The organism is Roseovarius sp. 10, assembly GCF_033100315.1.
GTDB lineage: Bacteria > Pseudomonadota > Alphaproteobacteria > Rhodobacterales > Rhodobacteraceae > M30B80.
The window spans coordinates 759,752-771,706 of record NZ_JAWLVH010000001.1 but is presented as its reverse complement, the minus strand read 5'-3'; the positions used below and the strand labels follow the sequence as shown (position 1 = coordinate 771,706).

12 protein-coding genes are annotated in these 11,955 nt (G+C 56.8%); 5 read left to right on the top strand and 7 right to left on the bottom strand.

The features are described 5' to 3' along the window. Positions 1–2: 2 nt before the first annotated feature. The 3 genes from RYZ18_RS03875 to lptF all read right to left on the bottom strand — a co-directional run bounded on the left by RYZ18_RS03875 (position 3) and on the right by lptF (position 3,656). Positions 3–1,262 carry a peptidylprolyl isomerase gene (locus RYZ18_RS03875; RefSeq protein ID WP_317655061.1) on the bottom strand — a complete coding sequence of 420 codons (1,260 nt, stop codon included), beginning with the start codon at positions 1,260–1,262 and terminating at the stop codon, positions 3–5. 139 nt (positions 1,263–1,401) lie between these two features. Beyond that, complete coding sequence (gene lptG / locus RYZ18_RS03870) at positions 1,402–2,496, bottom strand: LPS export ABC transporter permease LptG (RefSeq protein WP_317655060.1); 1,095 nt, start codon at positions 2,494–2,496, stop codon at positions 1,402–1,404. Next, on the bottom strand, positions 2,493–3,656 hold the full coding sequence (gene lptF / locus RYZ18_RS03865) for an LPS export ABC transporter permease LptF (RefSeq protein ID WP_317655059.1): 1,164 nt from the start codon (positions 3,654–3,656) through the stop codon (positions 2,493–2,495). Before lptF ends, lptG begins: the two co-directional genes overlap by 4 nt. A 211-nt stretch (positions 3,657–3,867) precedes the next feature. On the opposite strand from lptF, the gene RYZ18_RS03860 reads away from it, so the two are divergent. From RYZ18_RS03860 to RYZ18_RS03850, 3 genes are all read left to right on the top strand, one after another. Next, the gene (locus RYZ18_RS03860) at positions 3,868–5,337 is read left to right on the top strand and encodes a leucyl aminopeptidase (RefSeq protein WP_317655057.1); all 1,470 of its coding nucleotides are present in this window, start codon (positions 3,868–3,870) and stop codon (positions 5,335–5,337) included. Continuing rightward, positions 5,337–5,819, top strand: coding sequence for a DNA polymerase III subunit chi (locus RYZ18_RS03855; protein WP_317655056.1), 483 nt, complete (start codon positions 5,337–5,339; stop codon positions 5,817–5,819). The genes RYZ18_RS03860 and RYZ18_RS03855 overlap by 1 nt, the downstream gene beginning before the upstream one ends. A 117-nt stretch (positions 5,820–5,936) precedes the next feature. Next, positions 5,937–7,424: a globin-coupled sensor protein gene (locus RYZ18_RS03850; protein ID WP_317655055.1), complete on the top strand. Its 1,488-nt coding sequence runs from the start codon at positions 5,937–5,939 to the stop codon at positions 7,422–7,424. 39 nt (positions 7,425–7,463) lie between these two features. Here the strand turns inward: RYZ18_RS03850 and RYZ18_RS03845 are convergent, their stop codons facing one another. Genes RYZ18_RS03845 through RYZ18_RS03835 form a run of 3 tightly spaced genes read right to left on the bottom strand, consistent with a single transcriptional unit; the run spans position 7,464 to position 10,585 of the window. Continuing rightward, the gene (locus RYZ18_RS03845; RefSeq protein ID WP_317655054.1) at positions 7,464–8,054 is read right to left on the bottom strand and encodes a TIGR02281 family clan AA aspartic protease; all 591 of its coding nucleotides are present in this window, start codon (positions 8,052–8,054) and stop codon (positions 7,464–7,466) included. 8 nt (positions 8,055–8,062) lie between these two features. Beyond that, complete coding sequence (locus RYZ18_RS03840; protein ID WP_317655053.1) at positions 8,063–8,680, bottom strand: MarC family protein; 618 nt, start codon at positions 8,678–8,680, stop codon at positions 8,063–8,065. Between the two features lie 54 nt (positions 8,681–8,734). Further along, positions 8,735–10,585, bottom strand: a complete 1,851-nt coding sequence (locus RYZ18_RS03835; protein ID WP_317655812.1) for an ABC-F family ATP-binding cassette domain-containing protein — start codon at positions 10,583–10,585, stop codon at positions 8,735–8,737. Between the two features lie 103 nt (positions 10,586–10,688). On the opposite strand from RYZ18_RS03835, the gene ndk reads away from it, so the two are divergent. After that, positions 10,689–11,111, top strand: coding sequence for a nucleoside-diphosphate kinase (gene ndk / locus RYZ18_RS03830; protein WP_317655052.1), 423 nt, complete (start codon positions 10,689–10,691; stop codon positions 11,109–11,111). A 55-nt stretch (positions 11,112–11,166) separates the two neighbouring features. On the opposite strand, the gene RYZ18_RS03825 is transcribed toward ndk, so the two are convergent. Then, the gene (locus tag RYZ18_RS03825; RefSeq protein ID WP_317655051.1) at positions 11,167–11,529 is read right to left on the bottom strand and encodes a TfoX/Sxy family protein; all 363 of its coding nucleotides are present in this window, start codon (positions 11,527–11,529) and stop codon (positions 11,167–11,169) included. Positions 11,530–11,824: 295 nt separating this feature from the next. Between RYZ18_RS03825 and RYZ18_RS03820 the strand changes: the two genes are divergently transcribed. After that, complete coding sequence (locus RYZ18_RS03820; protein ID WP_317655050.1) at positions 11,825–11,947, top strand: hypothetical protein; 123 nt, start codon at positions 11,825–11,827, stop codon at positions 11,945–11,947. Positions 11,948–11,955 lie beyond the last annotated feature (8 nt).

The window sequence follows — 11,955 nt, the reverse complement described above, 5'->3', positions numbered from 1 at the left end:
GATCAGTCCAAATCACGGATGATGGCGTCCGCGCGCAATTCCTCAAGATAGCCAGAGGCATAAGTCTCAAGGCGCTGCGAGAACAAGGCTTGGCGAATTTCCTCACGCGCGCCATCTTCAAGCTCGACTGTGCGATTGCACAGCCAAACCATCAGAAGGTCGGCGCCATTGTTGCGGCGCAGGGCGGTCGAGCTTTCATTCGGGTCAAGCTTAGCAAGCTCTGCCGCAATATCTGCGGGCACTTCGGCGCGCGGGGCGCTGATCCGTTCAAACTGACCTTCTAGAGTGCCGTAAAGATCATCGCAGCGGTCATTTTGCGCGGCGATCTCAGCGGCGCGCGCGGCGGCATCTGGCCCTGAAAGCAGAATGGTCGCGTAATCATAACTGCTCGGCGTTGGGAATTGATATCCCGCCTCTTCAAAGCCCAGCATTTGAAAAATCCCAATCCCAGGCCCCAAAGGGACGGGTTCGGTGACGTCACCAACATCCAAGGTGATCAACATGGCACTCAGGCCTTGGGGCAGAGATGACAGGGGACGCCAATCCAACGCACCACCATCCACCGCGGTGGGGGCGGCTGAACGGGCGCGGGCGGCATCGGCAAAAGCCGTCAGATTTCCATCCACATCTTCGGCAATCGCCAGCAATTCCGCGCGCAGCGTGTCAATATCGTTGCCTTCAATCGGCAGGATCAATTCCGCCAAACGAATTTGCGCCCCGCCCCCGCTGGAGCCGAGCGCAAGTGCGCGGTCAATCTCGGCCTCAGAGACTTGGGCGCGTGCCCCAAACCGACTGCGCAATATCTCGCGCCACAAAAGGCCTGCATTGATAAAATCGCGCAGGGTCTCATAGGCGACCCCCTCGTTCTCAAGCGCATCAATCAACCCTTGGCCGTCCAAATTCGCGCGGGCGGCAAATTCGTCAATTCCGATCATCAACTGGTCTTGGGTGATTGTGATCCCCGCTGCTTGGGCAGCGGCCATTTGCAGGCGTTCCTCCACCAAAACCTCGCGCGCGCGGGCCTGTAGGTCACCTGGTGCATTCAAGATGCCCAAAAATGTGGCGCGTTGATCCACCTCATATTGCGTGATCACGGTATCATTAACCGCAATCACAGGCGTGAAATCGAGCGATTGCGCGCGCATTTGTGCAGGGGTAAGCGCCAAGGCGCATCCCATGATCACACCAAAACACAGGTTGCGCGCGGCGCGCGCGCCCAAGAATTTACCCAAGATTGGGGAAGATACGTGATGTGAACTCATCTTGTCCTTCTTCGGTCACTCTTGCGAGGGGCGGCGTCAGAGCGCCCGTTGATATTTGTGCCAAGCCTACAAGAGGCGAGCAAGCGAAGCGAGGGGAAATTCATGCCCCCCTCATGTCTTGGGCCGATCCATCACTGTCTTAGCCATCTTCCATATGCAAAATCACCCCAAGCGCCAAAAGCGACCCCGCAAGGGGCGGTGTCCATGCAACGATAAAGGCGGAAAGCTGACCATTCTCACCCAAAACTTGGGCAAAGCTGCGCAGAAAATAGAGGCCAAAGCCCAACAAAATCGCGGCGAGCACCAAAGGCCCCGTGCGGCCAAAACGGGTGTGACGCATCGTAAGGCTTGCACCGATCAAGACCATGCTCATCAGCATCAAGGGGTTTGCCAACTGCATCTGGAACCAGACCCGATGCGACAGGCCCGCAAATCCCGCATCCTGCAACTGCGTAATGAAATCGGGAAGGGCGTAGATCGAGATATTGCTCGGATCCCCAAAGGAATCGAGAATTTGTTCCCGCGTCAGCGTTGAAGGAACGGCATAGCTTTCAAAACTTTCTGCACTGGCCTCGGGGTTGGTTTGGGTTAAGTCCCAGATCTTGGCGCGGGTAAGATCCCATGATTGCAGTCCAAGGCGCGCTTCATCGGCGTCAATGCGCTGTTCAATTCGGCCAAATGTATCGAAATTATAGAAGGTGACGTCAAATAACTGCGTGCCATCGCTATTGGCGCGCAGCGCGTTGATGACGGTTTGCTGATCGCGCGTGCCTTGGCGCAGCCAAAGCCCTTCTTGCGTGATGGCCAAGGTGCGTTCCTGTGCGCCACGCACCTGTGCCAACTTACGCTCATGCGCGATCTGTGTGTCGGCCACGATTGGGTTGATCACCAAAAGACCGATGATCCCGATGAGGGCGGCCACGCCAATTGGGGCCATCGTGGCCCGCAAAGCCGAGCGCCCCGATGCCCGCACCACCACCAATTCCGAACTGCGTGCCAGTGACAAGAAAAAGACCAAGGTCGCCAGCATGACAACCAGTGGAAAGAGGGAATAAAGCGCTGACGGCATATTGAGCAGCGCAAGCGTGAGCGCATCGCCCAAATCCCCGCCGTTGAGCGCGATTTTTCGCATCTGTTCGGTCAAATCCACGACCATGTGGATCACCGCAAAGATCGCCAACACGGTGAGGAAGTTTTTGAAATAGCGCTGCGCGAGGTAAAGTTGCAGGATCATGCGCCGCCCTCAACCAGATCAGGCTGCCGCATCGGGCGCCAATGTGCGGTTTTATATACCGCCAACAGCACCGCCCCGAACACCACGGCGCAGAGCAGTGGCTGCACATAGGCCAATGGTGCCAAATGCGGCGCGTTGGTCACCTGAGCGCTCAAAAGGTTCTTGCTCATCTGCAACGGGATCACCAACCCTACGGCCAGCATGATCTGCGCCCATAACCCAAGCCGCGAAAAATTGCGCAGCATCAGGCAACTGGCCGCAATCAAAGGCACAAAAAACGCGAACATCGCCTGCGCGAAACGATAATGCAGTTCCCATTTGATACGATCTAGGGGAATGCCCGCGCGGTTGGCAAGATCTTGATCCGCCGCAATCAGCGCAGGCGTGGACATCGCGCGCTCGTTCTCGGGCAGAACTTCGCCCTCTTCGTCACTGCCTGATGCAGTCGGGCTTTGTGCCTGTGTGATATCATAGTTCAATCGCTCAAAGCTGAGATTGCTCAGGCGGTTTGTGACCCGATCCAAGGTGATACTGCGCCCTGATACCAAGATCATCCGCGCGTTTTCCGCATCGCGCAAAAGATACCCGCGATCCGCGCGATAGGTCACTTCGCGGGTCTCGCTGCGGCGGTCATGAATGAACAGACCCTGCAACTCACCTTCGGGTGAAATATCGCTGATGTAAATCGTGATGCCCGAGATCGGGGATTGGAACACGCCCGCGCGCAGCAACTGCGCGACCAGATCATTGCCCAAGATGTTTGATCTTTCGCGAAATTGTGCTTCGGCCTGCGGGGCCAAACCATTGCTAAGGCCCGCAACCAAAAACGCCATAATCGCCCCGAAATAGAAAACGGGCCGTAACAGGCGCAGCGGCGAGATGCCGGCGGTCTGCAAAATCACCAATTCACTATCGGTGATCAGGCGGTTGAACACATAAAGGGTCGCCACAAACCCCGCCACCGGCAGCACCATCATGATAATCGGCGGCAGCGCCAATGTGGTCAGTTCGAGGAAGGCCAAAATGGTTTGGCCGTCCGAGATCAATTGATCGAACAAATCAACCCCTTGGTTGATCCAATAAACGGACACCAAAACAAGCGCGAAGAAGCCAAAGAAACTGAGGCACATGAGCAAGATATAACGATCATATCGTGTCAAATTGGCAGCCTTTGTAAATTTGGCCCCATATCTTTGGGGTGCAAGCGGGCCTGATTGCCCACAAGGTCTTTTGGTTTTGGGGGTTTTTGGGGCTTAATGCAAGGCTTCCGCGCGAAGGGCACGGGTTCGTGCAATCGCCCATCTGGTCAAGCCGCAGTTTGCGCCCTAGTGTTGCCGTGAAATGACGCTTTCAACCAATGTGAGGATCTTCATGACCCGTCCATCCGCGACACAGTTTTGCGAAATTGATCTTGATGCGCTTAAGGGGCTTTCGGGAAAGATTGCCTGTTTGGCCACGCCAGAGGGTGGTTTGGATGCAGCGGGGCGGCGGTTGAACCGCCTGAGCAAAGGCGCGGTGGATCGGGCCCTTGGCAGCCCTGCATGGGAGGGATTAAACGCGGGCGATGTCATGGTCTTGGCCTATCCTGCGGGCATGGCGGCAGAGGCCGTGTTGCTCCTCAAAACAGAGCGCCGCGTCACCGCACAAGCGGCACGCCGCGCGGGCGCTAAATTGCGGGTCGCGGCGGGCAAATCAGAGTTGCATATCTGTGCGGGCAATTTCGCACGCAGCGCGGATTTGGCGCTTGGGGTGGTCTTGCGGGGCTATGAATTTGGCGATCACAAATCCAAAGCCCCCGAAAGCTATGGCAGCGTCACGCTCTATTGCAGCAAACCTAATGAGATTGCCGCAAAGGCCGCGCCGCTTTTGGCGGTGGCGGAAGGGGTGTTTTTCACCCGTGATCTGGTCAACGCCCCAGCCAATGTTCTGACGACCACCAGTTTTGCCGAACAGCTCAGCGATTTGGCCGCGCTTGGCGTCAAGGTCGAGGTTCTTGATGAACCCGCGCTCGAAAAATTGGGAATGCGCGCCCTTTTGGGGGTTGGGCAAGGCTCGGAAAGCCCGTCCAAGGTTGTGGTGATGGAATGGATGGGCGCAGGTGATGCGCAGCCCTTTGCCCTCGTGGGCAAGGGGGTTGTGTTTGACACAGGCGGCATCAGCCTAAAACCCGCCGCAGGCATGGAAGATATGACCATGGATATGGGCGGCGCAGGTGTTGTTGCAGGGGTGATGAAAGGCCTTGCCTTACGCAAGGCGCGCGCCAACGTGGTTGGTCTGGTTGGCTTGGTTGAAAACATGCCCGATGGTCGCGCGCAGCGTCCTGGCGATGTTGTGGTCTCAATGAAAGGGGACACAATCGAGGTCATCAATACCGATGCCGAAGGGCGCCTCGTTCTGGCGGATGTGCTGTGGTATGCGCAAGAACGCTTTGCCCCACGCGCGATGATAAATTTGGCCACGCTGACAGGCGCAATTATCATTGGTCTGGGCCATGACAATGCAGGCGTTTTTGCAAATGATGATGCGCTTTGCGCAGCCTTCCTAAAGGCCGCGAAAGCCGAAGATGAAGGCGCATGGCCGATGCCATTGGATGACAGCTATGATGACCTGATCAAAAGCCGCATAGCCGATATTAAAAACTCAGGCGGGCGGCCTGCGGGCTCGATCACAGCGGCCAAATTCCTGCAGCGTTTTGTCAAGAAAGACATGCCTTGGATCCACCTTGATATTGCGGGTGTTGCTTCGATTGCAAAGGACAGCAAATACGCCCCCGCAGGGGCAACAGGTTGGGGCGTTTTGGCACTGGATCGGTTGATCCAAGATATGTTTGACGAAGGCTGATGTCCGAACTGTGGTTCTACCATCTGACCCGCTCGCGGCTTGAGCAAGTTTTGCCCATGCTGATTGAGCGCGCTTTGGCGCAAGGGTGGCGCGTGGCCTTGCGCGCGCCCGATGCGCAAAGCGTGGCGCGGATGGATGACCTTTTATGGGCCGCGCATCCGCCCGAGCGTTTTCTGCCCCACGGGGTCGAGGGCGGGGCGGATGCCGAACTTCAACCCATTCTCATTGGCACAGGCGATCTGCGCGCCAATCGCCCCGATTATCTGGTGGCGATTGGCGGGGCCACGATCACACCTGAGGATTGCGCAGGCCTGACCCGCGCTGTTTTGGTTTTTGACGGCCGAGATGAGGCATCCGTCACCCATGCGCGCACCCATTGGCGCAGTTTTGCCGAGGCGGGCCTGCGTCTTCAATATTGGTCGCAGGCCTCAGGCGCGTGGAAAATGGAACGCGAACATCCACAACCTTCGACAAAAGATTGATGTTTCGATGAAAAACCAAATTGCTTTGACGAATTATTAGGATTCCATCCTCTACAACCCTCGTCACCTTGGGCCATGATTGCGCGCCCATCAGTCGTTGAGGAGAGGGTCTGGCCCATGGTTGCCTATGAATTTGATCAACATCTGCCCGAATTCAATTTGGTCGGGGACGACCTAAACCTATTGGCCAATGTGGGCACGCTTATTGTGCCCGAGATTGATGCCGTTCTCTCGGAATTCTACGCCCATGCCTTGAACGATGCCGATTTGGCCAAATATTTCAAAACAGAGGCTTCGGTTGATCATGCGCGCATGGCGCAAAAGGCGCATTGGATCAATCTGTTTTCTGGGCGTTTTGATGCGGATTATTTCGCCTCGGTGCAGCGCGTGGGGGCGATCCATGCCAAGATTGATCTGCCCCTTTTTGCCTATGTTTCCGCCTATTCCAAGGCAACAGGACGGTTGCTTGAGGCGCTGACGCGCAAGGCGCAAGTGCCGCCAAAACGGTTTCGGGGGGTGCGCGAAGCGGATGACCGCTTGGGGCCGATGTTATCGGTTCTCAGTCGCGCCTTTGCCTTTGATATGCAATGCGTGGTGGAGGTGACCATTGGCATATGGCGTGACGAACAGCAGCGCCTTTTTGATCATATGGAGGTCGCAGTTGGCGCCTTGGCCGAAGGAAATCTGGGTCATGTGATCCCTGACCCAGATTATAGCGATTTTCCAAGACGCTATGACCCGATGCGGAGGGATTTCAACGCAACTGTCGCCCGTTTGGCTGCGATTGTGCGCGACATCGGGGCCTCAATGGAAAAGTTGATGTATGAAACCGAATCCGTGACCCGCGCCGCACAGGATTTGTCGGGGCGCACCGCCTCGCAGGCGGCCTCGCTGGAGCAGACCGCAGCCGCGATGGAGGAGTTGACTGTCTCCGTCCAAGGCTCGGCCCAAAACACCCGCGCCGCAGCCGATGTTGCGCGCGAAGCCCGCCAAGAGGTGACCCGCGGGGCAGGGGTTGTGTCCGATGCCGCAAAGGCGATGGAAATGATCAAGCAATCTTCGGATCGCATTTCCCAGATCACTGGTGTGATTAATGATATTTCCTTCCAAACCAATCTTTTGGCTCTGAACGCTGGGGTCGAGGCGGCCCGCGCGGGGGATGCAGGGCGCGGTTTTGCGGTGGTGGCCCAAGAGGTGCGCGCCTTGGCCGCCAAATCCAGCCAAGCGGCGCGTGAGATTGATCAATTGATCAGTGAAAGCGCCGCGCATGTCTCCTCAGGTGTCGGTCTGATGGATGAGGCAGGCAGCACCCTAGAAGGGATCGTGGTCAGTTTCGAAAGGGTATCGGTTTTGGCGGGCGAAATTGCATCGGCGGCGCAAGAACAGTCCCAAGGTTTGGGCGAGGTCAACCTCTCGGTTGGTCAAATGGACGAGATTACACAGAAGAACGCGCAAATGGTGGAGCAGACCAATGACGCGCTTCATAAGCTTAGCCTGCAAGCCAAAGATGTTCAGCGTCTTTTGGGCAGTTTGCAAATCGAACCCAATTCATCCGCCTCAACGGGGACAGGGCGTGGCCCTTCGGCCCGTGGGATTGCGGCATAAAGGATGAAAGCGCGCGGGGTGAGCGGATTGGCCCGCGCGTTAGCGTTCCAAAATCATTTCGCCGTTTTCAATCACGATCCTGCGAAAGCCGTTTAAAAATTCCATCCCAAGTAGGCTGTGATCCATCTCGCCGCCATTGATGACGGCAGCGATGTTTTGCGCAGTGGTTGTGCCCAGGCCAAGCCGCGCTATGCGCACAGGCGCGGTGGAAATGCGCCCGTTGGCCGTATTGGCGCGCCCTGAGAAAACGATGCCTTCAAGATTGAAGCCTGCGCGTGTCGCATCTTGGCGTGATAACACAATTTGGCTTGCGCCCGTATCAATCATGAACAGCACGGGCACATCATTGACCTGCAAGGTCAGATAATAATGCCCATCCATCGCGCGGGACAAAATGATATCCCTGCCAGTGTCGCGCATTTGCGCCAAGCCGCTGGACGCACTGCGAAAATCATTCCAAAGGCCAATGCCTGCGACTGTCCCAATGATAATAAAGAACCACAGCGCGCTATGGCGCAGAAGTCGGCCCAAATTCCGCCGATGTGCTGCAATCGCATAGCCCAGAACCGCGACAAAAATAGCGCCAAGGTAGAAAAGCTGCGGGATATCTTGCAGATCAAAAGCCCCCATCTTGCCCCTCATAACACCTGTAAATCGCGCATCCCATCAATCACGAATTGCACGGAAAGCGCGGCCAAAAGCATGCCCAACAATCGTGTGACCACGTTGATCCCCGTCGGCCCCAAGGCGCGCTCTAACGGGGTGGAGAGCAAAAACAGCGAAAAGACACAGATCAAAACCGCCGCCATCACGCCATGCACCGCCAAAACCCATGTGATGTCGCCGTCCATCTGGCCCGTCAAAAGGATCATGGTCGCCAAGGCACCAGGGCCTGCGATCAGGGGGGTGGCGAGTGGAAAGACGCTTGGGTCGTCCTTATGGGGTTGATCCGCCTGTCCCTGTCGGCGGGCGCTGCGCCGCTCAAACAGCATATCAAGCGCGGTCAAAAACAATAAAATCCCGCCCGCGATGCGAAAGGCTGGCATGGAAATACCAAGGAAGTTCAAAACGGCCTCACCCGCCACGCCAAATAGCGTTAACAGGACAAAGGCGATCAGGGTCGCCCGCAGCGCAATCTTCCGCCTTTCGGCCATGCCCATGCCGCGGGTCAGCGCGACAAAGAGCGGCGCCAAACCGATGGGATCAATAATGACAAAAAGCGCCACAAAAACGGGGATGAGGGTTGCGAATTCCATGCCCTATCCCTGACCTTTGAGGGGGCAAAGGTCAAATGAAATCGGGGGAGGGGGCTATTCTTGCAACGCCGCGTCAAGCCGCGCCTGTGCTGCGACCCAAAGCGCCTCGGCGCGCGCTAATCCTTCTTCGACTTCAGTGAACTTCGCCTGCCATTGCGCCAATTCAGATGCTTTGGCAGCCTCATAGAGCGCAGGATCAGCCAGTTTCACCGAAAGTTTCTCATGCATCTCCATAATCTTTTCGACCCGCGCTTCGGCACGGCGCAATTCGGCGCGTATCTCTTTGATCTCGTCATGGCTTGGGCGGGGCGCAGTTGGTGCGGGCTTGTCTTTGCTGGGTTTGTCTGGCCGCGCCCCCAAGAGGGTGGCGCGATAACTGTCCAAATCGCCCTCATAGGGGGCAACCCGCCCATTTGCGACCAGCCACAACCGATCGGCCACTAGCCCCAAAAGGTGCATATCATGGCTGACCAAGATCACCGCCCCCGAATAGGCCGAAAGTGCCTCGACCAAGGCCTCGCGACTTTCGATATCCAGATGGTTGGTCGGCTCGTCCAAGATGAGCATATGCGGCGCGTCCAAAGTCGCGAGCAACAAGGATAAGCGCGCCTTTTGCCCGCCCGATAATTGGCCAACTTTGGTTTCGGCCTGCGCCGCCGCCAGACCAAACCCCGCAAGTCGTGCGCGGTGGCGTGTTGGCGCCTCCTCGGGGCGCGCGCGGCGCAGGTGGTCAAGCGGGGTTTCGTCCAAATGCAATTCGTCAACCTGATGCTGCGCGAAATACCCGACCCGCAACTTGGAGGAGGCGGTGACACTGCCTGCCATTGCCGCCAATTTGCCTGCAATCAATTTGGACAGGGTCGATTTGCCCTCGCCGTTGCGCCCAAGCAGAGCGATGCGGTCATCTTGGTCAATGCGCAAATCCAGCTTTGACAGCACCGCACGCCCCTCATAGCCAACACTTGCCCCGTCCAGCCGCAAAATAGGCGGCGAGAGCGTCTCGGGTTCGGGGAAGGTGAAGACAGTGCGGGCCGCGTCTTCGGGGGCGCGGATGGGTTCCATCCGTTCCAGCATCTTAAGCCGTGCCTGTGCCTGCTTTGCTTTCGAGGCTTTGGCGCGGAAGCGATCCACGAAACTTTGCAAATGCGCGCGCCGCGCCTCTTGTTTTTTGGCTTCTGCCGATTGCAGCGCCCGCTGCGCCGTGCGGGTTTTGATGAAATCATCATAGCCGCCCGCATAAAGGGTCAATTTTTGATCACTTAAATGCAAGATATGCCCCACCGCGCGATTGAGCAGTCCGCGATCATGGCTGATGACAAGGACAGTGTGCGGATATTTGGCCAGATAAGCCTCAAGCCAGAGCGCCCCCTCAAGGTCGAGATAGTTGGTGGGTTCGTCCAAGAGCAGGAAATCAGGTTGCGAGAAAAGAACGGCGGCCAAGGCCACGCGCATCCGCCACCCGCCCGAAAAATCGGAACAGGGGCGGGCGGTTTCCGCATCTGTAAAGCCCAAACCCCGCAGGATCGTAGCGGCGCGCGCCTCGGCCGACCAAGCATCAATATCGGCAAGCCGTGTTTGCACCTCGGCCATGCGTTCGCCCGTTGCGGTTTCCGCCTCGGCCATGAGGGCGGCGCGCTCTGTATCGGCGGCCAAGACAGTGTCGAGCAGCGACACCGCGCTGCCAGGCACTTCTTGGCTGACGCCGCCGATGCGCGCGCGCGCGGGGATCTCAATCCCCCCCCCATCAAGCGATAATTCCCCCTTGATCAGACGAAACAGCGTGGTCTTGCCCGCGCCATTGCGCCCGACAATGCCCACCTTATGCCCCGTGGGGATGGTCGCGCTGGCCCCATCAAACAGGGGACGACCCGCCATAGAAAAAGAGAGATCAGATATGCGCAACATGCGCGGCTCATGCACGGCTTGGCGCGTGCTGTCAATCGCGGCTTCCCTATTCTGATCCCTCATGTTATGGCCGCGCCAAATTCACCTTCCCATGGAGAGACCAATGGCCGTGCAACGCACATTTTCCATCATTAAACCCGATGCAACCAAGCGCAACTTGACGGGTGCAATCAACGCAAAGATCGAAGCAGCGGGCCTGCGCATCATCGCGCAAAAGCGCATTCACCTGACCCCCGCGCAGGCAGGCGTGTTCTATGCCGTGCATAAAGAGCGCCCTTTCTACGGCGAGCTGTGCGAATTCATGGCGTCTGAGCCTGTTGTTGTGCAGGTTCTGGAAGGCGAAAACGCGATTGCGAAATATCGCGAAGTCATGGGCGCCACTGATCCTGCCGAAGCGGCAGAGGGCACAATCCGCAAAGATTTCGCGCTGTCTAAGGGCGAAAACTCCGTTCACGGGTCAGATGCCCCTGAAACTGCTGCGGAAGAGATTGCCTATTTCTTTGCAGGCCTAGAATTGGTCGGCTAAGCCGATCACCATAGTCCTTGAATGAGGGCCGCATAGCCAATCGGCTGTGCGGCTTTTATTTTGCGCGTAAGCCGAGAATATCCATTTGGCGTTCAAATTCGCTGCGGTCTGGATCGTAGTGGTCATTGCAAATCTGATCAAAACTTGCGCGCAATTGGACTTTTTCAGCCCCTTTGCAATCGTTCCAAGCGCGACCTTGAAGTGCCATATGCAGAACGTAATACATGATAAAATGGGGTGATACCCCTGAGCGTAACAGCGCGATATAGGCCTGATCTGCCCCCAGTTCGCGCAAATCTGAGGCGGTTTTGATCCCAGCCTTACGCAGGCTTTGTGCCATGGCAGGGCCAATATTGCGCAAGGATTGCAGATCATCGGGATCGGATTTTGGCATCGTGATATCCTCGGGGGCGGCCATATGACGTGGCCTATATTATTCATTTCGTGCCACGAAACATGGCGAAACGCGCGAATATCCGCCGATTTTGGCGCGAAAAGTTCCATTTTTGCAAAATGACATGAAAATTTAATATGATTCTTGTATGCGATTCGCGCTGTTGCTGCTATGCGGGGTGCGATTTTGGCCTAGGGGTAGGTCAAACGTCAAAACCCTTGGGGGGCAACTCTGTGGGGAAAACGACCAATTACGATGGTGCCTGCCAGATCGAAAAGGATTGGGCAAACAGATTTGGTGGCATCAAGAGGGGAATAAGATGGGGTTGGATTTTAAAACGACAACAAAACCAAAGAAACGGTTTCGTTTATTGGTCATTTTGGCGGCGATGGCGATGATCGCTTCTTTATTGATGCCGCTCTCTCTGGCACGGACAGCTTAACCATCACA

Bases quoted from the DNA above. Each gene is read 5' to 3' on its own strand.
- RYZ18_RS03820 (WP_317655050.1), top strand. From the start codon at position 11,825: ATGGGGTTGGATTTTAAAACGACAACAAAACCAAAGAAACGGTTTCGT.
- lptG (WP_317655060.1), bottom strand. From the start codon at position 2,496: ATGATCCTGCAACTTTACCTCGCGCAGCGCTATTTCAAAAACTTCCTC.
- RYZ18_RS03850 (WP_317655055.1), top strand. From the start codon at position 5,937: ATGGTTGCCTATGAATTTGATCAACATCTGCCCGAATTCAATTTGGTC.
- RYZ18_RS03875 (WP_317655061.1), bottom strand. From the start codon at position 1,262: ATGAGTTCACATCACGTATCTTCCCCAATCTTGGGTAAATTCTTGGGC.
- RYZ18_RS03835 (WP_317655812.1), bottom strand. From the start codon at position 10,585: ATGTTGCGCATATCTGATCTCTCTTTTTCTATGGCGGGTCGTCCCCTG.
- RYZ18_RS03860 (WP_317655057.1), top strand. From the start codon at position 3,868: ATGACCCGTCCATCCGCGACACAGTTTTGCGAAATTGATCTTGATGCG.
- RYZ18_RS03855 (WP_317655056.1), top strand. From the start codon at position 5,337: ATGTCCGAACTGTGGTTCTACCATCTGACCCGCTCGCGGCTTGAGCAA.
- RYZ18_RS03845 (WP_317655054.1), bottom strand. From the start codon at position 8,054: ATGGGGGCTTTTGATCTGCAAGATATCCCGCAGCTTTTCTACCTTGGC.
- RYZ18_RS03825 (WP_317655051.1), bottom strand. From the start codon at position 11,529: ATGGCCGCCCCCGAGGATATCACGATGCCAAAATCCGATCCCGATGAT.
- RYZ18_RS03840 (WP_317655053.1), bottom strand. From the start codon at position 8,680: ATGGAATTCGCAACCCTCATCCCCGTTTTTGTGGCGCTTTTTGTCATT.
- ndk (WP_317655052.1), top strand. From the start codon at position 10,689: ATGGCCGTGCAACGCACATTTTCCATCATTAAACCCGATGCAACCAAG.